This window comes from Serratia sp. CY83965, from assembly GCF_052166375.1.
In the GTDB taxonomy this organism is placed as follows: domain Bacteria; phylum Pseudomonadota; class Gammaproteobacteria; order Enterobacterales; family Enterobacteriaceae; genus Serratia; species Serratia marcescens.
In genome coordinates, this window is the sequence record NZ_JBJNOV010000004.1 from 176189 (window position 1) to 200328 (window position 24140).

General features: G+C 58.4%; 26 protein-coding genes. 11 read left to right on the top strand and 15 right to left on the bottom strand.

Annotated elements, in window-relative coordinates:
• Positions 1-73: 73 nt before the first annotated feature.
• Positions 74-1627: a sensor domain-containing diguanylate cyclase gene (locus ACJ8PL_RS11695; RefSeq protein WP_033639975.1), complete on the bottom strand. Its 1554-nt coding sequence runs from the start codon at positions 1625-1627 to the stop codon at positions 74-76.
• A 160-nt stretch (positions 1628-1787) separates the two neighbouring features.
• Between ACJ8PL_RS11695 and ACJ8PL_RS11700 the strand changes: the two genes are divergently transcribed.
• The gene (locus tag ACJ8PL_RS11700; protein ID WP_049240706.1) at positions 1788-1982 is read left to right on the top strand and encodes a hypothetical protein; all 195 of its coding nucleotides are present in this window, start codon (positions 1788-1790) and stop codon (positions 1980-1982) included.
• A 15-nt stretch (positions 1983-1997) separates the two neighbouring features.
• Here ACJ8PL_RS11700 and yjdN read toward each other — a convergent pair whose 3' ends face one another.
• Together yjdN and ACJ8PL_RS11710 are read right to left on the bottom strand one after the other, a co-directional pair.
• Positions 1998-2417: a VOC family metalloprotein YjdN gene (yjdN, locus tag ACJ8PL_RS11705; protein ID WP_016927200.1), complete on the bottom strand. Its 420-nt coding sequence runs from the start codon at positions 2415-2417 to the stop codon at positions 1998-2000.
• Positions 2418-2593: 176 nt separating this feature from the next.
• The gene (locus tag ACJ8PL_RS11710; RefSeq protein WP_442531174.1) at positions 2594-3514 is read right to left on the bottom strand and encodes a Kdo(2)-lipid IV(A) acyltransferase; all 921 of its coding nucleotides are present in this window, start codon (positions 3512-3514) and stop codon (positions 2594-2596) included.
• A 628-nt stretch (positions 3515-4142) separates the two neighbouring features.
• On the opposite strand from ACJ8PL_RS11710, the gene ACJ8PL_RS11715 reads away from it, so the two are divergent.
• From ACJ8PL_RS11715 to ACJ8PL_RS11725, 3 genes are all read left to right on the top strand, one after another.
• Positions 4143-4340: a glycine zipper domain-containing protein gene (locus tag ACJ8PL_RS11715; RefSeq protein WP_004935148.1), complete on the top strand. Its 198-nt coding sequence runs from the start codon at positions 4143-4145 to the stop codon at positions 4338-4340.
• 14 nt (positions 4341-4354) lie between these two features.
• Complete coding sequence (locus tag ACJ8PL_RS11720) at positions 4355-4603, top strand: GlsB/YeaQ/YmgE family stress response membrane protein (RefSeq protein WP_004935146.1); 249 nt, start codon at positions 4355-4357, stop codon at positions 4601-4603.
• Between the two features lie 95 nt (positions 4604-4698).
• Complete coding sequence (locus tag ACJ8PL_RS11725) at positions 4699-5091, top strand: YidB family protein (protein ID WP_016927203.1); 393 nt, start codon at positions 4699-4701, stop codon at positions 5089-5091.
• A gap of 3 nt (positions 5092-5094) precedes the next feature.
• Here the strand turns inward: ACJ8PL_RS11725 and ACJ8PL_RS11730 are convergent, their stop codons facing one another.
• Positions 5095-6027 carry a LysR family transcriptional regulator gene (locus tag ACJ8PL_RS11730; RefSeq protein WP_033639977.1) on the bottom strand — a complete coding sequence of 311 codons (933 nt, stop codon included), beginning with the start codon at positions 6025-6027 and terminating at the stop codon, positions 5095-5097.
• A 110-nt stretch (positions 6028-6137) separates the two neighbouring features.
• On the opposite strand from ACJ8PL_RS11730, the gene ACJ8PL_RS11735 reads away from it, so the two are divergent.
• Positions 6138-7190 (top strand): SDR family oxidoreductase, encoded by a 1053-nt coding sequence (locus tag ACJ8PL_RS11735; protein WP_442531175.1) that lies wholly within the window; start codon positions 6138-6140, stop codon positions 7188-7190.
• 44 nt (positions 7191-7234) lie between these two features.
• Here ACJ8PL_RS11735 and ACJ8PL_RS11740 read toward each other — a convergent pair whose 3' ends face one another.
• From ACJ8PL_RS11740 to ACJ8PL_RS11750, 3 genes are all read right to left on the bottom strand, one after another.
• Positions 7235-8242 carry an NAD(P)H-quinone oxidoreductase gene (locus tag ACJ8PL_RS11740; RefSeq protein WP_028128134.1) on the bottom strand — a complete coding sequence of 336 codons (1008 nt, stop codon included), beginning with the start codon at positions 8240-8242 and terminating at the stop codon, positions 7235-7237.
• A gap of 153 nt (positions 8243-8395) precedes the next feature.
• Positions 8396-8605, bottom strand: a complete 210-nt coding sequence (locus ACJ8PL_RS11745; RefSeq protein ID WP_004935132.1) for a hypothetical protein — start codon at positions 8603-8605, stop codon at positions 8396-8398.
• A gap of 512 nt (positions 8606-9117) precedes the next feature.
• Entirely contained in the window at positions 9118-9495 is a 378-nt protein-coding gene (locus ACJ8PL_RS11750; protein WP_028128133.1) for a hypothetical protein, read from the bottom strand.
• Positions 9496-9872: 377 nt separating this feature from the next.
• Between ACJ8PL_RS11750 and cspE the strand changes: the two genes are divergently transcribed.
• Both cspE and dsrB read left to right on the top strand, forming a co-directional pair.
• Positions 9873-10085: a transcription antiterminator/RNA stability regulator CspE gene (cspE, locus tag ACJ8PL_RS11755; RefSeq protein WP_004935122.1), complete on the top strand. Its 213-nt coding sequence runs from the start codon at positions 9873-9875 to the stop codon at positions 10083-10085.
• 320 nt (positions 10086-10405) lie between these two features.
• A complete protein-coding gene (gene dsrB, locus ACJ8PL_RS11760) occupies positions 10406-10606 on the top strand; it encodes a protein DsrB (RefSeq protein ID WP_004935117.1) in 201 nt (66 codons plus the stop codon).
• Between the two features lie 217 nt (positions 10607-10823).
• Here dsrB and rcsA read toward each other — a convergent pair whose 3' ends face one another.
• The gene (rcsA, locus tag ACJ8PL_RS11765) at positions 10824-11453 is read right to left on the bottom strand and encodes a transcriptional regulator RcsA (protein ID WP_004935115.1); all 630 of its coding nucleotides are present in this window, start codon (positions 11451-11453) and stop codon (positions 10824-10826) included.
• Positions 11454-12250: 797 nt separating this feature from the next.
• Between rcsA and ACJ8PL_RS11770 the strand changes: the two genes are divergently transcribed.
• A complete protein-coding gene (locus tag ACJ8PL_RS11770) occupies positions 12251-12892 on the top strand; it encodes a GNAT family N-acetyltransferase (protein WP_240294092.1) in 642 nt (213 codons plus the stop codon).
• 13 nt (positions 12893-12905) lie between these two features.
• On the opposite strand, the gene ACJ8PL_RS11775 is transcribed toward ACJ8PL_RS11770, so the two are convergent.
• Entirely contained in the window at positions 12906-14321 is a 1416-nt protein-coding gene (locus ACJ8PL_RS11775; RefSeq protein ID WP_442531176.1) for a pyridoxal phosphate-dependent decarboxylase family protein, read from the bottom strand.
• Between the two features lie 101 nt (positions 14322-14422).
• Between ACJ8PL_RS11775 and ACJ8PL_RS11780 the strand changes: the two genes are divergently transcribed.
• A complete protein-coding gene (locus ACJ8PL_RS11780) occupies positions 14423-15298 on the top strand; it encodes a LysR substrate-binding domain-containing protein (protein ID WP_016927211.1) in 876 nt (291 codons plus the stop codon).
• Here the strand turns inward: ACJ8PL_RS11780 and ACJ8PL_RS11785 are convergent.
• Complete coding sequence (locus ACJ8PL_RS11785) at positions 15295-16680, bottom strand: CoA transferase (RefSeq protein ID WP_197789201.1); 1386 nt, start codon at positions 16678-16680, stop codon at positions 15295-15297. The two genes, ACJ8PL_RS11780 and ACJ8PL_RS11785, sit on opposite strands and share 4 nt — an antisense overlap.
• 61 nt (positions 16681-16741) lie before the next feature.
• Positions 16742-16903, bottom strand: coding sequence for a hypothetical protein (locus tag ACJ8PL_RS11790; RefSeq protein WP_162883457.1), 162 nt, complete (start codon positions 16901-16903; stop codon positions 16742-16744).
• Between the two features lie 432 nt (positions 16904-17335).
• Here ACJ8PL_RS11790 and ACJ8PL_RS11795 point away from each other — a divergent pair, with 432 nt between their 5' ends.
• Both ACJ8PL_RS11795 and mgtA read left to right on the top strand, forming a co-directional pair.
• A complete protein-coding gene (locus tag ACJ8PL_RS11795; protein ID WP_028128127.1) occupies positions 17336-18034 on the top strand; it encodes an MgtC family protein in 699 nt (232 codons plus the stop codon).
• Positions 18035-18277: 243 nt separating this feature from the next.
• Positions 18278-20977: a magnesium-translocating P-type ATPase gene (gene mgtA, locus ACJ8PL_RS11800; protein ID WP_028128126.1), complete on the top strand. Its 2700-nt coding sequence runs from the start codon at positions 18278-18280 to the stop codon at positions 20975-20977.
• Positions 20978-21025: 48 nt separating this feature from the next.
• On the opposite strand, the gene ACJ8PL_RS11805 is transcribed toward mgtA, so the two are convergent.
• The 4 genes from ACJ8PL_RS11805 to ACJ8PL_RS11820 all read right to left on the bottom strand — a co-directional run bounded on the left by ACJ8PL_RS11805 (position 21026) and on the right by ACJ8PL_RS11820 (position 23996).
• Complete coding sequence (locus ACJ8PL_RS11805; protein ID WP_016927216.1) at positions 21026-21799, bottom strand: DUF3307 domain-containing protein; 774 nt, start codon at positions 21797-21799, stop codon at positions 21026-21028.
• A gap of 2 nt (positions 21800-21801) precedes the next feature.
• Entirely contained in the window at positions 21802-22398 is a 597-nt protein-coding gene (locus tag ACJ8PL_RS11810; protein ID WP_015378329.1) for a hypothetical protein, read from the bottom strand.
• Positions 22399-22611: 213 nt separating this feature from the next.
• Positions 22612-22791 carry a hypothetical protein gene (locus ACJ8PL_RS11815; protein WP_004935085.1) on the bottom strand — a complete coding sequence of 60 codons (180 nt, stop codon included), beginning with the start codon at positions 22789-22791 and terminating at the stop codon, positions 22612-22614.
• 95 nt (positions 22792-22886) lie between these two features.
• On the bottom strand, positions 22887-23996 hold the full coding sequence (locus tag ACJ8PL_RS11820; RefSeq protein ID WP_261459987.1) for a YbdK family carboxylate-amine ligase: 1110 nt from the start codon (positions 23994-23996) through the stop codon (positions 22887-22889).
• Between the last annotated feature and the right edge of the window lie 144 nt (positions 23997-24140).

The window sequence follows — 24140 nt, forward strand, 5'->3', positions numbered from 1 at the left end:
GTTGCGGAGGGGAATTATTTCATTTGGGTTAGTAATAAATCGGGCCGCCAAATTTTGGTGGCCCGATTAATGATTAAGCGCCGTAAATGCAGTTTTTGCCTTTTTTCTTGGCCTGATACAACGCACTGTCCGCCTCATTGATAAAGCTGATCGGCGTATCGTTATACATATGCGGCACTTTGGCGCAGATACCGATGCTGATGGTGACGATGCCGTGCGGATTACCCTGATGCGGAATTTTCAGATCGCGCACCGCGTTGATGACGCGTTCGGCGAAAATCAGTGCGCCCTGGACGTCGGTATCCGGCAGGATAATCCCCATCTCTTCGCCGCCGTAACGCGCCAGAACGTCGTTGCTGCGGCACGCCAACCCTTTGAGCGTTTGGCCGATCTGCTGCAGGCATTGGTCACCGGCGACGTGGCCATAGCTGTCGTTGTACTGTTTGAAATAGTCGATATCCAGCATCAGCAGCGCCACGCTGCGGTAGTTGCGCGAAGCCCGCGCCAGCTCGTTCTTCAGCGCGATATCAAACTGGCGGCGGTTGGCCAGCCCGGTCAGGCCGTCCAGCAGCGCCAGCTCTTCGAGCATCTGGTTGATGCTGGTCAACTGATCGCGGGTACGCATCAGCTCAGCTTCGGTTTGCATGCTGTGCTTGATTTGCCGCAGCAGAACCATGCCCATCGCCAACAGGATCACCAGCAGCGAGAGGCCGCCGGCGGCGAATAGCCCGGCGTCGGTGCGCCAGTCCGCCAGCGCGTCGCGTTTCGACAGCCCGGCGGCGATCACCAGCGGAAAGCGGTTGACCCGCGAATAGCCGTAGATGCGCTCTACTTTATCGTACAGCGAGGTGATGGTGGCGTTACCGAATTCCGAATGCGGCAAAATTTCGCTGAACAGCACGCCCTTGGCGATGTTTTTACCGATCGACGCCGCCGAGTAAGGGCGGCGGTAAAGGATGGTGCCGTCCGCCAGCAGCAGGTTCAGTGAGGCGTCGGTGTTGAGGGCGAAGCTGTCGTAAAACTGGCGGAAATAATCGATGTACAGCGTCGCCAGCACCACGCCGCCAAAGCTGCCGTCCGGGTTGTTGAAACGCCGCGAAACGGGAATGATCAGATCGCCGGTGGTGCGGCTGCGGATCACCTTGCCGATGTACAGGCCGCCGTCGTCGCGGTTTTGATGGTATATGAAGTAATCGCGATCGGCGTTGTTGGCGTTCTTGATGAATTTGCCCGAAGAGGTCGCCAGCCAGCGGCCGCGCGCATCGTAGAGAAACAGCCCATGCAGCTGCGGCAGGTTGCCGACCTGCGTTTGCATCACCCGCTGCAGCCGGGTCAATTGCGAGGGCCCCAATCCGTCGTTCTGGAGACGTTCGGTCAGATCGAGCAGATTGCCGTCCACCTGCATGAAAGTATCGTCGGCATGCTGCGCCAGCGAGCGGGCGAGGTTGGCGGATTCATGCTCGGCGCTGCGCAGATCGCGCTGGTGTGCGTTCCAGATTTGCCAGCTGTTAAAGAGGATCAGCGTGGCGGCAACGATGATGACAAACACGCCGGCCTGAAATAATAATGGGGAGCTTTTAACGCTGCGCGCCGGCACGGCATCCTGTATGGGTTGCTGCTGAGTCATGTCACCCTTGTTGTGTGATTACTATTCAGTTTGAGTTAAGAGCAATCTTATATTTTATGCATAAATGCGCCAGACCTCTAGCCTTTAACGAGGCGATAAGGCGAAAGGTCGATCGCAGCCCGCATCAGCGGCGGTGTGAGCACCTCGGAGTGAAAGAGCAATGTCTGATTACATCATTATCGCTTTACTGACGCTGGCGGTGTATTACCCCCTTACGCTGGGAACGCTGGCGGTGATGATGTACTTCGCCTGGCGCCGCCGCCGGTCGCCCTATTGGCGGTTGGGATTGGCGCTGTTGGCGCTGCTGTTCGTGCTGTTCGCCAAAGCGGCGTATGACTGGCACCGCTACAGCTAGCGGCGCCATGCGGGGTTATTCGACGTTGATCATCCAGTTGACGCCGAATTTGTCGGTCAGCATGCCAAAACCTTTGGCCCAGAAGGTGGCTTGGTAAGGCATCGTCACCTGGCCGCCCTGCGCCAGATTGTCGAACAGTTTGCGTCCTTGTTCCGCATCGCTGGGGTTCAGCGACAGCGAGAAACCTTTGTGGGAAGCACCGCCGCTGTCATCTTGCGGACAGCCGTCGGAGGCCATCAGTACGCCGTCGCCGATCAGCAGGCGCGCATGCATGATCGCTTCAGGATTGACGTCCTCCGGCCCGCCTTGGCGGGCTTCTTCGGGCATGTCTTTGAAGCGCATGACCATTTCAATTTTGGCATTCAACTGCTGTACATAGAAGTTAATCGCTTGCTCACAGTTGCCGCTGAAGAACAAATAGGGTTGTACCAGCATGACATTGACCTCGGTTGTGGCCCGACAGGCAACGACCGGCCCTCGGGCGGGAAGAAATGATTGCTGGCGGCAATAATTGCCGTCGGTGACTTATTAGTGTAGTCCCCCTGACGTAGAATGCTCGTGCGAGGTGAGCGCCTTCGCCGCCGGTAGGACGGGCAAAGGCGCGAACGCGGTTAATACAGCGACGGCTCGCCGGGTGGGCGGGTTTTAAAGCGGCGGTGCAACCACATGTATTGATCGGGCGCCAGCAGCACCTGTTCTTCCACCACGCGGTTCATCATGGCCGCCGCGCGCGTTTCATCATCCAGCGGGAAGCCCGTCAACGGCGGCTGCACGATCAGCTCATAGCCCTGAGCGTTTGGCAGGCGGCGCGGCACGAAAGGCACGATCGACGGCCGCCCCATGCGCGCCAGGATAAAGGTGCCGGTGGTCGTGGCGGCATTGTCCACGGCGAAGAACGGTGTGAATACGCTACTTTGCGGCCCATAATCGTGATCCGGCGCGTACCACAGGATTTCGCCCTGTTTTAGGTTGCGGATCATGCCTTTGATATCTTTACGATCGATCATGAATTTATTTGAGCGCAGCCGGCCGCGGGTCTGTACCCATTCCATCAGCTTGTTGTTGTGCGGGCGGTGCACGCCGATGCCGGGGTTTTGCATGCCGAAAATGCGCGCGCCCAGTTCCAGCGTCAGGAAATGCAGACCGATCAGCAGAACGCCTTTGCCGTCCTGACGCGCCAACCGCATGTTTTCCATGCCGCTCACCTTGAACCAGCGGGCGATGCGCCAGTCGGGCCAGAACCAGGCCATGCCGACTTCGAACAGCCCCATGCCGACGGACTCAAAATTTTTGACGATCAGCGCCTCGCGCTCGGCAGCGGGCATCGCGGGGAAGCAGAGTTCTAAATTGCGGCGCGCTATTTTTACCCGGCGTTTCATTAGGCGCATGGCTATTCTGCCAAGGCCGTGTCCGAGCCGATAAATGAGCGGGTAGGGCAGTAATACCAAGAGATAGAGTATTCCCAGTCCTATCCACAACAACCAATAACGAGGGCGCAATAATTCGCGCTCAAAGCGTTGGTTAGAAAGCATTTTTCCTGTTATTCCTTTTCTTTCCCAATGGGACCTTAACCCAAATTTCCATAAGGAAGATGATAGAATATTTTGTGCTAAACAGGATTTTCCATTAATGCTTTTTTTACGCTTTATTTAAACGCAGGCGAAAAACGAAGCGAAATAGGATTTTTACCGAGGGAGGAGGGGATATTTTCCGCTATTTCAACCGGCTGGCGAAATTGAAAAATAAAGACACAATTAAGCACATCGCAAAAGTGACAACGGCTATGTAACCTCAATGAAACAGTAACGCCGCGGAACCGTCCCAAGCGGCGGCCAGTGCGTACAGTAGCGCGAGGATCAGGACTACAGGGGCATTGAACATTGGCGTTTCCTCCAGGAGGATGTGTTTAAAGTTTAGCCTTGCAAGATGACAGTGGGATGAAATCAGATCGTTTTTTGTATGGTGAAATTCAGACGGACGGAAATGGGTAAACCGCTGATTTTTTACTATAGTCATAGTGTGAAGTTGTGCGTTTGCCGCCGGACGCCTCCGCATTGAGCGGCAGCGGGCAGATTGCCCAGAGCAAGATCGCGGAGCGGACGGCGCCTGGCGCGAAACATGTGACGAAATTCTCAGAGAGTTGGTCTGTAAGGGTTTGACATGTCATATGAAAATGACGATCTAAACGGTGTTGAGCAACCGAGCGACTACGTGAAAACCACCGCCTGCGAAGTGAGCAGCGGTGTAAAAGCAGCGCTCGAGCAATCATGTGCCTGCCTTAAGGATAACCCTTGGGCGGGGATAGGCGCCGGCGCCGTCGTGGGCCTGGTAATAGGATTTCTGTTAGGCAAAAGGTAATAGGGAGAGTAAAGATGGGCATCATTTCCTGGATCATTTTTGGTTTAATCGCCGGTATCCTGGCCAAGTGGATTATGCCGGGCAAAGACGGCGGCGGCTTTATTGTGACCGTTATATTGGGGATCGTGGGCGCCGTCGTCGGCGGCTATATCAGCACCTTCTTCGGTATGGGCCGCGTTGACGGTTTTAACCTGGGCAGCTTTGTGGTGGCGGTAATCGGTGCTCTGGTGGTGCTTTTTGTCTACAGGAAGATCAAAGGCTAAGCAGCCGTTGCTCAACAGGGTCGCCGCGGCGGCCCTTTTTCGTGAAATCAATCCGGCGGTGCGGCGCGGGCCGTACCCGCTGAAAGGGGAATATCATGGGTCTGTTCGATAGCGTATTGGGTAACATTCTGGGCGGCGGCGCCAACGGTGGTAAAGGTATCGACTACATCGCCATTATGCAGTGGGTCGAGCAACAAGGCGGCCTGCAGGCCATTTTGGACAAGTTCCGTCAGGGGCAGTTCGGCGATATCGTCGGTTCCTGGCTCGGCAATGGCGAAAATCAGTCGATTACCGGCGACCATGTGCAGCAGGCGTTGGGTAGCGACGCCATCAACCAACTGGCTGAAAAGCTGGGCATCGATCCGGCACAGGCGTCCAGCACCATTGCGCAGTTCTTGCCAACGGTCGCGGATGCCGCCTCACCAAACGGTGAAGTTCAGCAAGACAGCAACGAGCTGGGCGATATGGTCGGTAAACTGTTCAAATAATGATTAGGCTCCCGGCGCCTGGCCGGGAGCCTTCACTCCGCTAATTCCCTCGATCGCCGTCAACGCCTGCTGCAGATGCGCCACCCAGGCGCGCACTTTCTCCGGAATAAAACGTAAGGCGGGATAGACCGCGTGCAGCGCCATGGGCGGGTAGCGGTATTCCGGCAAAACGGGCACCAGCGCCCCCGTCGCCAGCTGCTCGGCGATTAACGGTCGTTGGGCGCCGCCGATACCGGCTCCAGCCTCAATGGCGGCCAGCAGCGATAGCGTATTGTTGGCGCGGAACGTGGGCCGCACTGCAACCATCTCGGGGCCGTGCGGCCCGAACAGAGTGAGCGTATCGCCGTCGTTCAAACCGCTGTAACGAATGTGCGCATGTTTAGCCAGCTCCGCCGGCGAACGGGGCGTGCCATGTTTGTCCAGATAGGCCGGTGACGCCACCAGCAGGCGTTGCAGCTCGCCCAAACGTTTCGCCACCATGCCGGGCGCATGCAGTTCACCGAAACGCAGCGCTACGTCGATGCCTTCGCCGATCACGTCGGCGCGACGATCGTCCAGCAGCAGCTCGATGGCGAGGCTCGGATGACGTTGCTGGAAAGCGATGGCCAGCGGCGTGACGTGCAACTGCCCGAACCCGGTCGGGGCATGAATGCGCAGATTGCCCTGTAACTGGTGGCGCTGGCCGCGCAGCGCTTCTTCCGCTTCGTCGACCGCCGCCAGAATCGGTTTGAGGCGCTGATAATAACTGCTGCCGGCATCGGTCAGGGTGACCGCCCGGGTGCTGCGAAACAGCAGTTGGGCCCCGAGTTGCTGCTCCAGGCCGGCGATTTGCTGACTGACCGCCGGCTGCGTCAAACGCAGATCGCGAGCGGCGGCCGACAGGCTGCCCAGCTCCGCCACCCGCATAAAGGTTTTCATGGCGTTCAGCTTATCCATGTCGATCTTGCCTCTAGATTTTTCTTATAAGTGTTAGTGGAAAGTCTCTTCTACCGCAAGCATTACTAATCAATGACACTCAGGGCATCGATAACCCGAGGAGTGACAAGATGAATGCAAAGCGGCAGGCATTGGTGATCGGCGCCAATGGCGTGATTGGGCGCCGATTGATTGAGGAACTGGCCGGACAGGACTGGCAAGTGGTGGGGGTCTCGCGGCGGGGTGGGCAACCGGCGCCGGGGGTGCGCCACCTTCAGGTTGATCTGCTGGATGCGGCGGCGACGCGCGACGCGCTGCGGCCGCTGAGCGCGATTAGCCACGTTTTCTATGCCGCCTATCAGGATGCGCCGGACTGGGCGGGGCTGGTGGCGCCGAACCTGCAGATGCTGCAACACGTCGTCGAGGAACTGGAGCCGGTCGCGCCGGCGTTGGAACATATCAGCCTGATGCAGGGCTATAAGGTGTATGGCGCGCATTTGGGGCCGTTTAAAACGCCGGCGCGCGAAAGCGACGCCGGGCATATGCCGCCGGAGTTTAACGTGGCGCAGCAGCAGTATCTGGCGCAGCGGCAGGCCGGCAAGCGCTGGCGTTGGAGCGCCATCCGTCCAAGCGTGGTGGGGGGCTTCTCCCTCGGCAATCCGATGAATCTGGCGTTAAGCATCGCGGTTTACGCCTCGATCAGCAAAGCGCTCGGGCTGCCGTTGCGCTTCCCGGGTAAACCGGGCGCTTACCACAGCCTGCTGGAAATGACCGACGCCGGGCTGTTGGCGCGCGCCACGCTGTGGGCGGCGACCGAGCCGGCGGCGGCCAATCAGGCGTTTAATATCAACAACGGCGATCTGTTTCGCTGGAGCGAGATGTGGCCGAAAATCGCCGCTTACTTTGGGCTGGAATGTGCGCCGCCGCTGCCGATGCCGCTGGAGAGCATGATGGCGGACAAAGCGTCGCTGTGGCGGGAGTTGGCGCAGCGGCACCAATTGGCCGAACCGGACTATCGCGCGGTGGCCGGCTGGCGTTTCGCCGATTTCGTCTTTTCCTGGGACTATGACATGTTCGCGGATGGCAGCAAGGCGCGGCGCTTCGGTTTCCACCAGTTTGTCGAAACCGAAGCCATGTTTTTCTCGCTGTTCGATGAGTTCCGCCGCCGCGGCATCATTCCCTGAGTGCGGCATCGGTTTCCCCGCAGCACCGGCCGCGGGGAATAGGCTCAGAACGTCAGCATGATCTTGCCGATGTGCTCGCTGGACTCCATCAGCGTATGCGCGGCCGCGGCCTGCTCAAGCGGGAAGGTTTTAAAAATTTGCGGTTTCAGCACGCCGCGCTCCAGCAGCGGCCAAACCTTTTCGCGCAGATCGGCGGCAATCTGCGCTTTGTCCGCCACGCTGCGCGAACGTAACGTCGACCCGGTATGGGTCAGGCGTTTCAGCAGCAGCGGCATCAGATTGAGCTCTTTCACCACGCCGTTTTGCGTGCCGATTTGCACGATGCGGCCTTCCATCGCTGCGGCCTGATAGTTTTTGGCGACATAATCGCCGGCGATCAGGTCGACGATGACGTCGGCGCCTTTACCGTTGGTGGCGTCTTTGGTGCGTGCGACAAAGTCTTCGCTGCGGTAATTAATCGCCACGTCGGCGCCCAGCGCCAGGCTGGCCTGACGTTTCTCTTCGGAGCCGACGGTGGTGATCACCTGGGCGCAGAAGGCCTTCGCCAGCATGGTGGCGACCGTGCCGATGCCGGAGGTGCCGCCATGGATCAACACGGTTTCGCCGGCTTTGAGATGACCGCGCTGGAACACGTTGACCCAGACGGTGAAGAAGGTTTCCGGCAGCGCGGCGGCCTCGGTCAGGCTCAGCCCCGCCGGCACCGGCAACGCATTGCTTTCATGCACGGTGCAGTATTCCGCATAGCCACCGCCGGCGATAAGGGCGCAAACCCGATCGCCGAGCGCGAAGTGGGTCACGCCTTCACCGATGGCCACCACTTCGCCGGCAATTTCCAGGCCGGGGATATCCGAGGCGCCGGGCGGCGGGGCATAGTTCCCCTGGCGCTGCAGCACGTCGGGGCGGTTAACGCCGGCGGCGGCGATTTTCACCAGCAGTTCGCCCGCTTGCGGAACGGGCACCGGGCGTTCGGTAACGACCAGAACGTCGGGAGCGCCCGGTTGGCTGATTTCAATCGCTTTCATCGTGTCGGGCAGCGCTGCATTTGTTGACATGGTTACTCTCCTCATCGTGGCGGACGTGATTATCAGGCGAAACGTCCGCAATAAAGTCTGCTGTTAGCTTAGCGAAATCGAATGAGGCGCGCGTGGTTGAATAGAGCGGTTTTGCGAGGAAGGGGCGAAGCCGCCGCGATGGGCGGCAGGGCATTAATCGTTAGGCGGGATGCGGAACCCTTTCAACGAGACGATGAAGTGTTCTTTTCCTTTGGAGATTTTGGCGCCTTTATCGCACCACAGGCTGGCAAGCTGGAAGAAGTCGTCGCTGCCGATATCGTAGGCCAGTTCGATTTTCTTGGCGGTGCCGGCGCGGATGAGTTTTTCTGCTTCCTGATGGTTTGCAGCTTTAATTATGGTCATGGGCGAAATCCTTGGTGTTAAGCCAGAGCGGATAAACGCGAATCATCATATGGCCATAATGTGACAATTTTGTGATGAAAGCATGACAGCCCGCGAAGGCGCGGCGTGCGATGTGCCGGGCCTTCGCGGTGAAAGCGCGTTGTCGGTTACCGATCGTGCGGGCGGACGAGTGTGCTTTTTTTCTGAGATTTTAAATGCTTGTAGAGGGCGAAGCCCGCAATGCCGGCCAAGACGGCCAGGAGGGCAAGGGATCCTGTGGCCATGAACGTTACCTCCGAATAAGAATGGCAAGGAGGCGTATTTGTGACATTCATCACTTTGTGGGGCAATGAGAGCAATCTGTAATCGGAAGACGCTTTGAGGGATAGGCCCCAAAAAAAAGCGCCTATAGGGAGGCGCATAAAGATTTGCAACACAGCTTGTTGTGTTCAACACCAGGAGGAGTGGTGAACTGAGGCATATTCTATGCAGCGGCAAAGGAGGCTGATATAGGCATTACTCCGAAAGCGCCACTACCACTCATAGCCCAACTGAATGTTGTAATCGGGATCCTGATTGGTGGAATAAGGATCAGACTGGCGGCGGCGATCGGTTTTCTTCACCGGGCCTTCATACGCGGGATAAGGTTTGGCGCGCGGTTTGCTGCAGCCAGGATGATCGCACTCAATATCGACGCGAAAACCGCTTTTATCTCTCGCCTCTGTCCAGGCGATCGGCGGTTTTCCCGTTTTGGGGGCCGGCTCAGAGGGGGCAGGCGGCTTGGGCGCGGGAGCCATGCTGGGGTCGGGGGCTTGATAATTGAGCTCCAGTGCACTCTGCGGAGCGCTGTAAGCGGCAAAGGCTAGCAGGGCGGCGGTACTGACAGCCGGTAATGTAAGCCATCTCGGCATGGTGAATCTCCCTGAATGATTTCGTCAGGCAACTATAAAACAGCAGAACGAGAATTACTATCATTTGCCTTGGGCGTTACGGGCGAGTCAGGCGGCGGCCCTATCGGCAGACAGGGTCAATTCCTGTGCGTTTAGCCGAGATTAGCGCCCCATTGCGGCGAAAAAGGTTGCTATTGCCGCTCGCTCATGAGTTAATGATGTCGGCCTGTGGTACAGACCTATTTATGCACGACATTTTGAGTAAAGTAGTTCAAATTTAAAGCGTTATCCCGGATAGCCCTTCTCTGACGAATTTCCTTTCCAGTGCCTCCATAAGTAACTGATGACCGGCTACCTCGCCCATGGCGGCTTACATTTATTATTGAAGGAAATTAGACATGTCTAACATGATCAAAGGTCAAGTGAAGTGGTTCAACGAAGCTAAAGGTTTTGGTTTCATCACCCCAGCAGACGGCAGCAAAGACGTATTCGTACACTTCTCTGCTATCCAGGATCAAGGCTTCAAGACCCTGGCTGAAGGCCAGAACGTACAGTTCTCTATCGAGAACGGTGCGAAAGGTCCATCTGCGGCTAACGTTACCGCTATCTAATTGGCGCCTGGCGCTGATTGAGAAAAACCCGCCGCGGCGGGTTTTTTTATGCCTGCAATTCAGCGGTGCGCAAAAAAAAGCCCGCAAGTCTGCGGGCAAAAGTTCCTTGTTACTTCTTCATTTGCGAGCGCTTCTCTGGGGGGGAAACGCCTGAAGACAGGCTACGCGAGACCGGCTTAAGATTCTGCGGCCAAACCGTTAAGAAAGTGAAAATCCAGGCGGCTGCTACGCTGATAGCAGAGGCCGGCAGGGCTGGAGCGGTGTCCATCACCTCCGGTTTTGTAATACACTGACGGCAATCGCAAATAATGGAGAAGGGTATGCAGGTTAACGATCGAGTGACGGTAAAAACAGACGGCGGCCCGCGGCGTGAAGGCGTCATTCTGGCCGTAGAGGTGTTCAACGAAGGCACCATGTATCTGGTTTCTCTTGACGACTACCCGGCGGGCGTCTGGTTTTTTAATGAAATCGACAGCCGTGACGGCACGTTTGTGGAGCCCTGTCGCGAGCACGGGCAGTAACTTAGGCTAATCTCATTAATTTGCTAATGAAATTGTCCATTTTGAGATTATTTCATTGCGGTAAGATTTTTTTTATCGACGGCAAAAAAATACCCGTTGCGCTAGCGGGGGATAACGCAGCAGGTATTTTTTTGTGGTTCCAGCGGCGGCTATCCAGATGACATTATCACCGGGTATTTAACGGCTGGTAAAACAGAGCGGGGGCGTTCTCTGTGGTTCAGCGGCTATTGACGAATATTCCACTGGTCAATGTATCGGTCAAACGAACAACGTGATAAATGATCTGCTTGTTGTGCGTTTTTATTTTCCGCTTGATGTTTCCCTTGTGGGAAGAGACCGTTTTGGCCTTTATTTGCATCTGGTCTGATATCTGGATGGTGCCTTGACCGGACATCCACATGCGTAACATGTTTGATTCAGTCTGGCTCAGCGTTACCGGCGTTTGATCCAGAGAGGATTTCTCCGTACGCAGAGACGTTCTCTCGAGATAGTGACTAAGTAGCTGATTCATAGTCTCTGGCTTGATGGATTTTGACGATATGATGACGTTCTTGCGAACATATAAATAATCGTCGAAATGTACGTTGGTAATGGCCATGAAGATGAAGAATAACGTATCCGGGTGCAGTGAAATGACCCGTTTTATTCGCTCGGTGGCGTTTGCTTCGTGGATGAAGCAGTCCTCGTTAATAAACACCAGGCTCGGATTCAACTTGCTGCATTTTTCATGCAGGCTGTCAATGTCCTCGATGGCATTAATATGGCGCTTCTTCACGCCATGCGAAGTCAGATAGTCGGTTAACCCCAATCTGGTATAGCTACATGAATCCATGATAATCGTTGGCATATCGCACCCCCACTTAAATCCGTTTTACTGCGGTAATATGAGAAAAAGCCTAAAAAGCCGAAAGGCAAAATGGAGCAATAATTCAGTGTAGCGAGTGTTCTATCAATAAACACGGCGTCACTCAATGATATTTTCATACTAAACTTATTAATTGCATGAATCTATAAGTTTGGCTTAAGTCAGAGCGATCTGCTGCTCGTCCAGCTTCGGCATGTTGAGCCTGATCTGCGCTTGGCGCCCGTGCCTGTCTGCATTGCTTGCCGCGAATCTGTTCATCATGTCACGAAACAAAATTTTAGTTTGCTAGGAAAAGTCTTAAAAAAAATTCATGTGTCGTTTTTTTGACGTCTTTCAGCGCATTTTTTGAGTGGACAAAAAACGCTCCCTCTGGTGTTTTTTCGTTTTTTTATTTAAAAATCATTAAGTTATGGTATTTTTCTGCTTTCCATGCTAATGATTAGCACTTCTTTTTTTATCATAACGGCAAACGAAAGTTAACATTATGGCCGGAATGTGTAGCTTATTTGTTGCTATAAATCACCGTTTTACAATGAGTTATCTGGATATTTATTTTACATGAAATAGTTTTCGTGAATGTTTAACGGTGATTCAGTGATTTCTCTAAACTATCATCCTGCGGCTCGATCCGCAGGGGAGGAATGGCAGGTCGGAGTTGTCTCTGGCTCGCGTTGGTTTTAACTTGCCTCTCCACCTTTCAAAAACAGGATGTCGCGGTGAGACGGAATCAGTATGGGCAGCCGATAGGCGAAGCCCTCCCTCATTGGCAGCCGGCAGGCATGCCCGGGCACTCGCCGTTGCAAGGGCGGTTTTGCCGCCTCGAACCGCTTAACCTCGCGCGCTGGGGGGAGGCGCTTTATCAGGCTTATCAATCCGCCGAGGACGATCGCGACTGGACTTATCTGTTTTGGGAACGGCCGCAGTCGCGCGCAGATTTCCAGCGTTATCTTCAGGCTCAGGCGTCCAGCGCTGACAGAAACACGATGGTAGTGATCGATCAGTCAAACGGGTGCGCGGTGGGAAGCTGCGCTTTTTTGCGCATCGATTCTGCCAACGGCGTGGCCGAACTGGGCACCATCAACTGGTCGCCGCTGATGAAGCGCAGCGCGCTGGGCAGCGAGGCGATTTTCCTGATGCTGCGGCATCTGTTCGACGATCTTGGCTACCGGCGCTGCGAATGGAAATGCGATAGCCTCAATCTGCCTTCACGCCAGGCCGCCGAGCGCTTGGGTTTCCGCTATGAAGGCACGTTCCGCCAGGCCGTCGTCGTCAAAGGACGCACGCGCGACACCGACTGGCTGTCGATCGTCGACGGGGAATGGCCGGCGCGGCGCGCGGCGTTTGCCGCCTGGCTGTCGCCGGATAACATCGGCGATGACGGGCGGCAAGAACGGCGTTTGCAGGCCTTCCAACTCGGGTAATACGCCGCGCGCGCTAGGCCGTTTCCGCCAGGCAATGGCGCAGCGAGTCCAACGCCAGCCGGATGTCCTGTTCCTCCGTCATCCAGTTGACCAGCGCGGCGCGGATCCCCGGCTGACCGTTATAGCGCGTAGGGGTGCAGCGCACCACGCCGTGCCGGCTCAGGCGCTCGAGAAAGCGATCGCGCGCCGCCTCGCTGTCGCCCAGTGGATGGCTGAGTGCGAAGCACACCACGTTCAAATTCACCGGCGCCAGCAGCTGGAAACCGTCATCGGCTGCCAGCGCCGCCCCCAGCGCCTGCGCCAATCGGACGTTGCGCTCGACGATATCCCGTATGCCGCTGCGGCCATAGGCTTTCAGCGTCAGCCAAAGCGGCAGGGCGCGGAAGCGGCGCGAATTTTCCGGCGTCAGATGCAGATAGTTGTCTGGCCGCAATGTCGGTGCTTCCAGGTAGGCCGAATGGTTCTGAAATACCTGCATTTGCAGATCCAAATGGCGGGTAAATTGGATCGCGCTGTCATAAGGCACGTTCAGCCATTTGTGCGCGTCGACAGTGATGGAATCGGCATGCTGCCAGCCCTCAAGTCTTGGAGCGTAGAGCGGCGAGCAGGCCGCCACGCCGCCAAATGCCGCATCGACATGCAGCCAAAACGGATAACGCTCCCGCAGCGCCAGCAGACGCGGCAGGTCGTCGAAAGCGACGGTGTTGATCGTACCGGCGCTGGCCAGTACCAACGTTGGCTGGCCGGCGCCGGCGGCGAGCTGCCGTTCCAGTGCTTCCATATCCATGGCTTCAGACTCCGGCAGGCTGGCGACGGTCGTCAGCGCCTCGCGGCCGATACCGAGCATGCTGAGCGCCTTCACGCTGCTGGAATGTGGATTGGCCGACAATACCCGGATGGAACCCAGCGCCGCCAGGCCCTGTTGGGCGATATCCATGCCGTGCTGTTGTCCCAGCCACTGCCGGCCAATGGCCAGCCCGGTGAAATTGGCCATGGTCGCGCCGCTGACCAGGCTGCCGCTGAACGTTTCCGGCAGGCCCAGCAGGGATTTCAACTGCGTCACGGCCGCCAGCTCGATCGTGGCTGCGATGGTATCATGGCTGAGCAAGCTATTTTGGTCTGTCACGCTAACCAGCCAGTCCGCTGCGACCGCCGCCGGGGTGCCGCCGCCGGTGACGAAGCCGAAATAACGCGGGCCGGCGCTGGCGGAAATGCCGGCCTGATAACGTTGCCAAAAGCGCTCCAGCGCCGCCAGGGCGCCTTCGCCGTTTTCATCTAGTCGATCGTCGCCCGGTTGCAGCTGCTGATGCTCGAGCGGCGGGCAGACCGAGCGTTGCTGCAGCCCGGTCAGAAAATCTTCCGCCAACTGGCGGGTGTGGTCGAGGATCTGCGGAAACTGCGCGAGATCCTGTTGTAAACGTGGGTGCATGGTGGCTCCGAAAGCGTCAGGGATGATGGGGTAAACATAGAACATTTGCCTGCCGGTCAAAATCGATGAAAAATAACCTCTTTGGATAGCCTGGTTAACCAATGATGAATGAACGCATTCCCCTGCATGTTTTGCCGACCTTTGCGATCGCCGCCAGGTTGGAAAATTTGCGCGCTACGGCGGAACAGGTGCATTTGACGCACGGTGCGGTCAGCCAGCAAATTCAGCTGCTGGAGCAGGCGGTCGGCTATCCGCTGTTTGAACGGCGCGGGCGCGGCGTGCGCCTGAATGCGGCCGGGAAAGAGATGCTGGCGGCGGTGGAACCGGCGCTGCAGGCGCTGCAGCAGGGCGTCGCCCGCGCCCGGCGTGCGGCGACAAGCCAGACGCTGCGCATCAGCGTGTTGCCGTCTTTTGCCCATTATTGGCTGTTGCCGCGTCTGCCTGCTTTTCATGAGGCCTGCGCCGATATTGCGCTGGATATCGATGCGTCGCTGGCGCTGCAGGATCTGTCGCAGCGAGGGTTCGATGCGGCGATCCGCATCGGCAGCGGTCAATGGGCGGGGCTGCAGGCGCAGCGTATCGCGTCGGGTGACGTGCTGCCTGTCGCTTCGCCGGATATGGCGCGAGAATGGGGGGCGGCGTTCGAGAACGGTGGCGATATTCCGTTGCTCGAGCACGACGTCAGTCCCTGGCGCGACTGGTTCAACGCGCAGGGGCGGCCGTTATGCGGGCGGCAACAGGCGTTGTTCAACGATGCCGGATTGTTGATTCGCGCGGCGGAGCAAGGGTTTGGCATCGCGTTGGCGAAAAAGCTGCTGGTCCAGGATGCTCTCGACGCGGGGAGACTGGTGGCGTTGGCCGCGCCCCGTCGTCTGAGCGATGACGACGTTTATCTGGTGTGGCCGCAGACCGCCGGGTTGACGCCGGCGGTCACCCGCTTGCTGCAGTGGCTGCAGCAACAGTTGGCGGCGATTTAGCGGCGTAGCCATTCCGGTTGCGAGGTGCCGAGCGTAGTCGCCGGCAGCGCCCATTGCAGCGCCGTGCCCTGCAGGCTTAACGGGGCGCGCAGGCGTTGCGCGGCCCCCCAGTAAGTCAATTCCGTTTCCGGGTTCTCGTCGGCGGTTCCGGCCGGTGCCAGCGGTTCCGGCCGGTAGTCTGCCGAACAGGGATGCGCCAGCAGCAACTGAGCCGTGCGCGCCAGCGACAGCCGCGCGTGGTAGCCGGTGCCGCGGCTCAGGCGCTGCGCCATACCGGTCAGCACCGCCGCCGCCATCAAATAGCCGGTGGCGTGATCCAGCGCCTGTACCGGCAACGGCACCGGCAAACTGGCGCTGCGCCAAACCATGCCCGCCTCCGCCAACCCGCAGCTCATCTGTACCAGGCTGTCGAAACCGCGCCGGGTGCGCCACGGCCCGCTCCAGCCGTAGGCATTCAGGCAGACGTCTATCAGGCCCGGCGCCAGCGCGCGTCTTTCCTCCGCGCCATAGCCCAACTTCTCCAGCGCACCGGCACGGTAGCCGTGCACGATCACGTCGGTGTTTCTCAGCAGATGTTCAAACGTATGGCGATCGTGCGCATTGGTCAGGTTGAGGCGCGCGCTGCGTTTGCCCAGCATGACTTCATGTTCAACGCCGGGCTCATCCCAACCGTAGGGATCGATGCGCAGCACGTCGGCGCCCAAACCGGCAAGAAAACGCGTGGCGATCGGCCCGGCGAGAATGCGCGTCAGGTCCAGCACCCGCACGCCGTGCAGCGGCCGGGCGACGGGTAGCGCCCAGCACGGCGGTGGCGCTTCCGGCTGCAGCGAGGCGTGGATCAGCGGTTCGAGCGCCACGCTTTTGCCCTGAATATGTTGTCGCCACGCGGCCGCCGAGCGCATTTGGGCCGCGCAGCCGCCGGCCTCGATCACCGCTTCCTCCAGCTCGCTTTTTTTCCAGCCCAGCACGCGTTCCGCCAGCGTGCCTTTATCCGATGCCGAACCCAGCACCTGCTCCACCGCTCGCCGATGGTGCGGCGCATTGGTATGCAGGCGTATCCAGCCATCCGCCGTCGCATAGTCGCCGGCCAGTGCATCCCAGGCCGCAGGCAGCGTCCACCCCAGCGGACGCAGCGTCCAGCCGAACCAGAGCGAGGCCAGGCGTTGATCGATCCAGACCTGCGGCGCGTCGGCCGCCTCGCGGCGAAGCAACTCGGCGCAGGCCAAACCGGCGGCGCCCCAGGCGGCGGTAGCCAATTCGGTCACGGGAAACGCCGAAGGCAATGCGCCGGTGCCGCTTACGGTTAGCCGGTCGGCGGGGGCGGGGCGCTGCCCCAGGCTTTGCCAAATTTCGTCGAGCAGAGTGTGGATCAGAGGCGTCATCGGCCACTCCTTGCGGGTCGTCGGAAATATAGCCTAGCGTAGCCCACCGCCGGCGACCTTGCTAAGGCGCAACGTCGAACGTGCGGCCGTCGGCCAGTGTGGCGCGCAGGCTGTGGGCCGCGATGCCGGCGAAAGGCTGCGCGCTGAAATTGGCGGTCAGCGCTTTGTCCCATAGGGCCTGATGCAGCGGCCGGAAGGCGGCGTCGGCGCCCAATGTCGCCATCTTCTATTTGTGACATCGAAATATCATCGCCGTATTCCAGTTTATTTTTCGTTTAATAAATTAGCCTTTACTTCATTATCCGACGTCACTATACTCAGCCAAAATTTCGGTGGAGAAACCCAATTGGACAGTTGTAGTTGTAATAAAACAAATAAGGCAAGCTGACCAATTCTCTTCTGATTTGTTGCTTGCCGTTATCGGCGGGCAGCACCCCTCTCCAGTTATTTCTGAGCTGTGCATACCCGAGTAATAAACGTTTCCTGATGCCTGACGGTTTCAGGTGAATCGAGTTGGACGTTATTATGGTATTTTGCAGCCACAGCCTTTTCCCTCCAGGCACGACACGCTGATTCGCTGATTTATTTTCAGCGCGCTTTCGCGTGTGCTAAACAGCACATGATTTTATCTCCTGCGGTTATTAAGGGGACAGTCATGGCGATGACTCCTTTCGTTTTAAATTTATTGCTGGCGATGTGCCTGGGCGCGGTCATTGGCGCTGAGCGCCAGTGGCGCCAGCGCATGGCCGGCCTGCGCACCAATGCGCTGGTGGCGACCGGTGCGGCGGTCTTTATTCTCAGCGCCATGTCCACCGATCCGGCCAGCGCCGGCCGGGTGGCCGCGCAGATCGTATCCGGTATCGGTTTCCTCGGCGCCGGCGTTATCATGCGTGAAGGGCTGAACATTCGCGGCCTCAACACCGCCGCCACGCTGTGGTGTTCGGCGGGGATTGGCGTCCTGTGCGGCCTGGGCCAGCATTGGGATGCGGTGGTCGCTACGCTGGTGATCCTGTGTGCCAATATCCTGCTGCGCGAAGCCGCGCAGCGCATCAATCTGCAGCCGCATCAGCAGGCGACCGATCTGGAACTGTGCTACCGCATTCAGGTGACCTGCGGCGAGCAGGACGAAATTCTGGTGCGCACCCTGATCTTGCAGGCGCTGAACGGCGTCGCCTTGCGGCTGCAATCCTTGCGCAGCGCCGATATTTCCAGTCCGGGGCAATTGGAAGTGTGCGCGGAAATTACCGCCACCCCGGCTGCGCAAAAAGAAATCGAAGGTATTGTTTGCCGCGTCAGTCTGGAAAAAAGCGTGAGTGCCGTTCGCTGGCGCGTCGCGTCCGAATTACCGGTCTGAATAATAATATAAATATTGATTAACTTGATTATATGTTCGGTTTTATTCATGAACACCTTGAATAACGTGGGGCATTAAGGAGGCGTTATGGACGATGACCCCGGAAGGGAAATGATTCTTGCGTGGCTGACAGGGTAATTCCGCCATTTAGTCACGCTAATTAAAAATTCCACTCTGCGCAGAGCCACCTGTTTATCGGGCGGGATATCCCTGTGCGTAGAACGAAAATAAGAGAATAGCGTTATGACTCAGATTAATGAAAGAATGCGTCGCCGTGATAAAGATGCGGCGGCCTACGCCATTGCGCAAGAGGCGACCAACAGCATCGCCCAAACGCTGGCGAACCTGAAGTGCAACCGCAACGGCTTGACCCAGGACGACGCCGATGAGCGGCTGGAGCAGTTCGGCGCCAACCAGGTCGCCCACGACAAGGCACCGCATGCCTTGATTCAGCTGATCAAGGCCTTCAACAACCCGTTTATCTTCGTACTGATGGTGCTGGCTGCGATCAGTTTCTTTACCGATTATTGGCTGCCGCGCCAGAACGGTGAAGAAACTGAACTCACCGGCGTCATTATCATTCTGACCATGGTCACGCTGAGCGGGCTGCTGCGTTTTTGGCAGGAATACCGCACCAACAAAGCGGCGGAAGCGTTGAAGTCGATGGTGCGCACCACCGCCACGGTGCTGCGCCGCAGCAGCTACAGCGCGCATCCGCTGACGCTGGAAGTGCCGATCCGTGAACTGGTGCCGGGGGATATCATTCAGCTCTCCGCCGGTGACATGGTGCCGGCCGACGTGCGTCTTATCGCCTCGCGCGATCTGTTCATCAGCCAGGCGATTTTGACCGGCGAAGCGATCCCAATCGAGAAATACGATGCCATGGGCAACGTGGCGCAGAAGTCGAGCGAAGGGGAAGTATCCAGCGAGAACGCGCTGCTTGAGCTGTCCAATATCTGCCTGATGGGCACCAACGTCGCCAGCGGCACCGCCACGGCGGTGGTGGTGGCGACCGGCGGGCGCACTTACTTCGGCTCGCTGGCCAAGTCGATCGTCGGTTCGCGGGCGCAAACCGCGTTCGATCGCGGGGTGAACAGCGTCAGCTGGCTGCTGATTCGCTTCATGCTGGTGATGGTGCCGGTGGTGTTGCTGATCAACGGTTTCACCAAAGGCGACTGGAGCGAGGCGGCGCTGTTCGCACTGGCGGTGGCGGTCGGTCTGACGCCGGAAATGTTGCCGATGATCGTCAGCTCCAACCTGGCGAAAGGGGCGATCGCCATGTCGCGCCGCAAGGTGGTGGTGAAGCGCCTGAACGCCATTCAGAACTTCGGCGCCATGGACGTGCTCTGCACCGACAAGACCGGCACGCTGACCCAGGATCGCATCATTCTCGAGCACCACATCGACGTCACTGGCGCCAGAGATAACGAGGTGCTGCACCTGGCCTGGCTGAACAGCTTCCATCAGAGCGGCATGAAGAACCTGATGGATCAGGCGGTGATCCGCTTTGGCCGCGGCAAACCGGGGATTGAAGCCCTGGGGCGTTTCAGCAAGGTGGATGAGCTGCCGTTCGATTTCGTGCGCCGCCGTTTGTCGATCGTGGTGGCGGACGAAAATGGCAAGCAGCAGCTGATCTGTAAGGGCGCGGTAGAGGAGATGCTTGAGATCGCCACCCACGTGCGCGAAGGCGACAAAACGCTGGAACTGGACGACGCGCGCCGTGCGGCGCTGCAGGCGTTGGCTCGCGAGTATAACGAAGACGGTTTCCGCGTGCTGGTGCTGGCGACGCGCGAACTGGATGCGAAGCGCCCGGCCGAACCGTTGAGCGTGGCCGACGAGCGCGACATGGTGGTGCAAGGGCTGCTGACTTTCCTTGACCCGCCGAAGGAGAGCGCGCAGCAGGCGATCGCCGCGCTGCAGGAAAACGGTGTGACGGTGAAGGTGCTGACCGGCGACAACCCGGTGATCACCTGTAAGATTTGCCGCGATGTCGGCCTGGAGCCGGGCGAGCCGCTCTCCGGGCTGCAGATTGAACAGATGGATGACGAAGAGCTGGCGCGCGAAGTGGAACAGCGTACGGTCTTCACCAAGCTGACGCCGCTGCAGAAATCGCGGGTGCTGAAAATGTTGCAGAGCAACGGCCATACCGTCGGCTTCCTCGGCGACGGCATCAACGATGCGCCGGCGCTGCGCGACGCCGACGTCGGCATCTCGGTCGACACCGGCACCGACATCGCCAAGGAATCGGCGGACATCATCCTGTTGGAAAAGAACCTGATGGTGCTGGAAGAGGGGGTGATCAAAGGGCGCGAAACCTTCGGCAATATCATCAAGTACCTGAACATGACCGCCAGCTCCAACTTCGGCAACGTGTTCTCGGTGCTGGTGGCGAGCGCTTTCATCCCGTTCCTGCCGATGCTGGCGATCCACCTGTTGATTCAAAACCTGATGTACGACATTTCCCAGCTGTCGCTGCCGTGGGACAAGATGGACAAAGAGTTCCTGCGCAAGCCGCGCAAGTGGGATTCCAAAAACATCGGGCGCTTTATGCTGTGGATTGGGCCGACCTCGTCGATCTTCGATATTACGACCTATGCGCTGATGTGGTACGTCTTCGCCGCCAACAGCGTAGAACACCAGGCGCTGTTCCAGTCCGGCTGGTTCATTGAGGGGCTGCTGTCGCAAACGCTGGTGGTGCATATGCTGCGCACCCAGAAGATCCCGTTCATTCAGAGCACCGCGGCGCTGCCGGTGTTGCTGACCACCGGGTTGGTGATGGCGCTCGGCATCTACATTCCGTTCTCGCCGCTCGGCGCCCTGGTTGGCCTGCAGCCGCTGCCGTGGGAATACTTCCCGTGGTTGGCCGCTACGCTGGTCAGCTACTGCGTGGTCGCCCAGTTGATGAAGCGTTTCTATATCCGCCGCTTCGGCGAGTGGCTGTAAGCCGCCTCGGCGTTCGCTCCAGGGGCGAAATTCTTCGCCCCTGCACCGCTACAGCAGTTTGTTGACCAGCAGGCCGAGCATGATGGTCAGCGTGAAGGAAAACAACGTGCCGAGCAGCACATACTCGGTACGCATCTTATCGTCGCTCTGGCGCAGATCGCCGAAACGGAAGATAGATTTGGCCGCCAGCAAAAAGCCGATCGCCGGGATTTGCCCCAGCAGCACAAAGGTCAGGATCAGCGTTCTCTCCAGATAGCCAATCTGTTTGCCCGCGCGCAGCAGCGAGTCGTTGTCGGCCTTGGCCGAAGGCGGCATTTGCGGCGTCCAGTGCGCCAGCAGTTGCCCGATCAGCAGGCTCATCGGCAGATAAATCAGGCTGTAGGCCACCAGCACCAGCCCGGTTTGCCAACGCCCCAGCTGCCGCCCCAGCGCGGCGAGCAGTTCACCGGCGTTCGGCGTTAGCCCCAGCCACAGCAAGGCGATCACCGCCAGATGCAATCCCTGATCGAGCAGGAAACTGCGGGCCGGGCTCAGGCGGTTCATCGCGGTGACTTTCAGCAAATCGATCAGGTAGTGGCTGACGGCGATGACCAGCAGGCTGGCCAGCACCTGCAGTGAAGAAAGCCCGCCATGCAGCAGGCCGAAACCGGCCACCGCCCAGGCGGCCAGCACCCCGTGCAGCAACGCGTGCAACACCAGAAAACGCGAACGCGCGCGATGCCGAATTTTATCTTCCACCCAACTCAGCGGCTGCAGCGGAAAATCCGCCAGCAGATGGACGAGCAACAGCCAGGCCAGCAAAGGCGCATAGGTCAGATCCATGGTCAGACGATCCTGTTAATGGCGTGAATAAACCGCATGATTTCCTCGTAGGCCGCGCGTTTCAGCGCGGCGGAGACCGTGGAGGCGGCTTTTTGCAGCTGGTCCGCCACGGCGGCGCCGCTGTCGGCGAACATTCTCGCCTGAACGATGCGCGCTTCGGCCTGTGACAGGCGGCCAATCACATGATCTAACATCGGCAGCAGATCGCTGACAATGGCGTTTGTCCGATCGTTGTCGGTTTTCAGAGCCAGCCGGCAATTTTTTGCCATGGCGTCCAGCGCGCTGCCGGAGTTGATAAAGGCGCTGCCGTAACCGGCGGCGTCGGGCCGTTGGCTGCCCAGCCCGACGGCGATGCGCGCATCCCAGTGCGCGGCGCCCATCGCTCGCAGCGCGAGGCGAATGTACACCGCCAGCAACAGCCCGTCCTCTGGGGCGGCCTGCGCCTGGAAGGCATCGCCGCGAAAGATTTCCACCTGATGCAGCCGCCCGTCACGCCGCAGTCGATCGAGCAGGTTATGCAGCCCATTGAGGTAGTTGACGGTGTCTGATCGGCGGGAATCGACCAGATCGCCGCTGATTACGCTGATTGGCGTCGGCATGGCGCGTTCCATTGTTTGTGGAGAGATAACTATAAATTCGCACCTGGATACGAATATGTCAATAATTCGCCTCTGGGTGCGAATTTATGGGGTTTTCGCCTGTGGGGACGAAACGAGGCAGGATGAGGAACGGGGAATGAACGGCCGGGAATGCGCGGGCCTGTCAGGCTCGCCACCGGCGGCGTAGAGGGAAAATGGCCGGCAACCGGCTGTTCAGAAGCTTTTAACCAGCACGTCACGCGGCATTTCGCTGCCGTGTTTCAGCAGATGCTCAAACGATCGCTCGCTGCTTTTCAGCTGCTGCAAAAATTCCTGCGGCGACAGATCGTGTTTTTTGCCGCTCATGTAAGCCAGCGCCAGTTCTTTTGCCTGATAGCGGGAGAAGTTGTACATGGTGTCCTCGATACGGTGAATGTCAGTGCTCACGATTGTAGCGAAAGAGCACATAATGAACAGCGGCTTTGGCGTATGGAATCGATAGCCGAAACTTAACTTGCAGGCTGCAACAGCTCATCGCACAGGCGCTTGATCACCTGAGCTTGCGGCAGGCCGTTGTGCAACATCTGGCGGATATGCTCCGAATCGCTGATGCCCTGGCGGACATGGCGCTCGACGGCCTGCAGCAGGGCACGATCCTCCCGTCGCTCGGCAAAACCGCTCAGCGCTTCGAGAGTGTGCAGGATGTGGGCGGTCAGGCTGCTGCGGCGCAGCGTCGCGGGATCGACGTATTCGGCGGCAAAGCCGCTGCGATAGGCGTTGATCTTGTTGTAATTGGTGAAGGCATCGTATTCCGGCGCGATCGGCGAACGGCGCTGCAACAGAAAATCGGCCAGCAGGCGGCAGTAACCGACCAGCAGCACGGCGTGGGAGATCCGCAGCGGCGTATCGCAGATGCGGATCTCCACCGTGCCCAGCTCCGGTTTTGGCCGCGCATCCCAGTAAATATCCTTGACGCTTTCAATCACGCCGGCGGCATTCAACCGTTCGTAGTAGGCGTTGAATTCATGCCAGCTGTAGATGTGTTCCAGGCATCCGTAGTTGGGGAAGGAGTTCTGAGCGCTGAAGCGGGAACTGGCAAAGCGCGTGTCGACGCCCTGATACAGCGGCGACGAGGCGCTGAGCGCGATCAGCTGCGGAAAGTAGGGCGTCAGCGCATGGCACAGGTACATCGCCTCGTCCCCGTCGTTGACGCCGAGGTGAATGTGTTGGCCGAACACGCAGGCCAGCTTGGAGAGATAGCCAAAACGGCTGGCCAGCTGCCTGTAGCGCGCGTTGTCGCTGATGACCTGCTTGCGCCAGTCGTTGCTCAGGTGGCGGCCACCGCCGCAGACGTCACAGCCCAGGCGCTGCGCGCAGCGCCGGACGGTATGGGTCAGGGTGCGCAGCTCGGTGTGCAGCTCATCGAGATCGCGGTGCACCGAGCTGTTCAGCTCCACCATCGATTTGGTGAGCTCATGCTTGACGCGCCGGCGGTCGCCGACCGCGCTGACCACCCGATCGGCTCGATCCGTAAGATCGTAGTGCTCGGCATCGACCAGCTGTAACTCTATTTCGGTGCCGATGGAGAGCCTTTCCGAACGTTTGAATGTGAGCGGCATGGTACCTCCTTCCTGCAAGAGCGGCATAAAGATAAGTATATGTCTCGGTGAGGAGGGCAACGTTTTGCATTTTATATTTGTTTTTTCGAATGTGAAGCTGGTATCTTCACGAGCGAGCTGTGATGAAGAGAAAGGTTAACGGGA

Bases quoted from the DNA above. Each gene is read 5' to 3' on its own strand.
- ACJ8PL_RS11695 (WP_033639975.1), bottom strand. From the start codon at position 1,627: ATGACTCAGCAGCAACCCATACAGGATGCCGTGCCGGCGCGCAGCGTT.
- ACJ8PL_RS11700 (WP_049240706.1), top strand. From the start codon at position 1,788: ATGTCTGATTACATCATTATCGCTTTACTGACGCTGGCGGTGTATTAC.
- yjdN (WP_016927200.1), bottom strand. From the start codon at position 2,417: ATGCTGGTACAACCCTATTTGTTCTTCAGCGGCAACTGTGAGCAAGCG.
- ACJ8PL_RS11710 (WP_442531174.1), bottom strand. From the start codon at position 3,514: ATGCTTTCTAACCAACGCTTTGAGCGCGAATTATTGCGCCCTCGTTAT.
- ACJ8PL_RS11715 (WP_004935148.1), top strand. From the start codon at position 4,143: ATGTCATATGAAAATGACGATCTAAACGGTGTTGAGCAACCGAGCGAC.
- ACJ8PL_RS11720 (WP_004935146.1), top strand. From the start codon at position 4,355: ATGGGCATCATTTCCTGGATCATTTTTGGTTTAATCGCCGGTATCCTG.
- ACJ8PL_RS11725 (WP_016927203.1), top strand. From the start codon at position 4,699: ATGGGTCTGTTCGATAGCGTATTGGGTAACATTCTGGGCGGCGGCGCC.
- ACJ8PL_RS11730 (WP_033639977.1), bottom strand. From the start codon at position 6,027: ATGGATAAGCTGAACGCCATGAAAACCTTTATGCGGGTGGCGGAGCTG.
- ACJ8PL_RS11735 (WP_442531175.1), top strand. From the start codon at position 6,138: ATGAATGCAAAGCGGCAGGCATTGGTGATCGGCGCCAATGGCGTGATT.
- ACJ8PL_RS11740 (WP_028128134.1), bottom strand. From the start codon at position 8,242: ATGTCAACAAATGCAGCGCTGCCCGACACGATGAAAGCGATTGAAATC.
- ACJ8PL_RS11745 (WP_004935132.1), bottom strand. From the start codon at position 8,605: ATGACCATAATTAAAGCTGCAAACCATCAGGAAGCAGAAAAACTCATC.
- ACJ8PL_RS11750 (WP_028128133.1), bottom strand. From the start codon at position 9,495: ATGCCGAGATGGCTTACATTACCGGCTGTCAGTACCGCCGCCCTGCTA.
- cspE (WP_004935122.1), top strand. From the start codon at position 9,873: ATGTCTAACATGATCAAAGGTCAAGTGAAGTGGTTCAACGAAGCTAAA.
- dsrB (WP_004935117.1), top strand. From the start codon at position 10,406: ATGCAGGTTAACGATCGAGTGACGGTAAAAACAGACGGCGGCCCGCGG.
- rcsA (WP_004935115.1), bottom strand. From the start codon at position 11,453: ATGCCAACGATTATCATGGATTCATGTAGCTATACCAGATTGGGGTTA.
- ACJ8PL_RS11770 (WP_240294092.1), top strand. From the start codon at position 12,251: ATGCCCGGGCACTCGCCGTTGCAAGGGCGGTTTTGCCGCCTCGAACCG.
- ACJ8PL_RS11775 (WP_442531176.1), bottom strand. From the start codon at position 14,321: ATGCACCCACGTTTACAACAGGATCTCGCGCAGTTTCCGCAGATCCTC.
- ACJ8PL_RS11780 (WP_016927211.1), top strand. From the start codon at position 14,423: ATGATGAATGAACGCATTCCCCTGCATGTTTTGCCGACCTTTGCGATC.
- ACJ8PL_RS11785 (WP_197789201.1), bottom strand. From the start codon at position 16,680: ATGACGCCTCTGATCCACACTCTGCTCGACGAAATTTGGCAAAGCCTG.
- ACJ8PL_RS11790 (WP_162883457.1), bottom strand. From the start codon at position 16,903: ATGGCGACATTGGGCGCCGACGCCGCCTTCCGGCCGCTGCATCAGGCC.
- ACJ8PL_RS11795 (WP_028128127.1), top strand. From the start codon at position 17,336: ATGGCGATGACTCCTTTCGTTTTAAATTTATTGCTGGCGATGTGCCTG.
- mgtA (WP_028128126.1), top strand. From the start codon at position 18,278: ATGACTCAGATTAATGAAAGAATGCGTCGCCGTGATAAAGATGCGGCG.
- ACJ8PL_RS11805 (WP_016927216.1), bottom strand. From the start codon at position 21,799: ATGGATCTGACCTATGCGCCTTTGCTGGCCTGGCTGTTGCTCGTCCAT.
- ACJ8PL_RS11810 (WP_015378329.1), bottom strand. From the start codon at position 22,398: ATGCCGACGCCAATCAGCGTAATCAGCGGCGATCTGGTCGATTCCCGC.
- ACJ8PL_RS11815 (WP_004935085.1), bottom strand. From the start codon at position 22,791: ATGTACAACTTCTCCCGCTATCAGGCAAAAGAACTGGCGCTGGCTTAC.
- ACJ8PL_RS11820 (WP_261459987.1), bottom strand. From the start codon at position 23,996: ATGCCGCTCACATTCAAACGTTCGGAAAGGCTCTCCATCGGCACCGAA.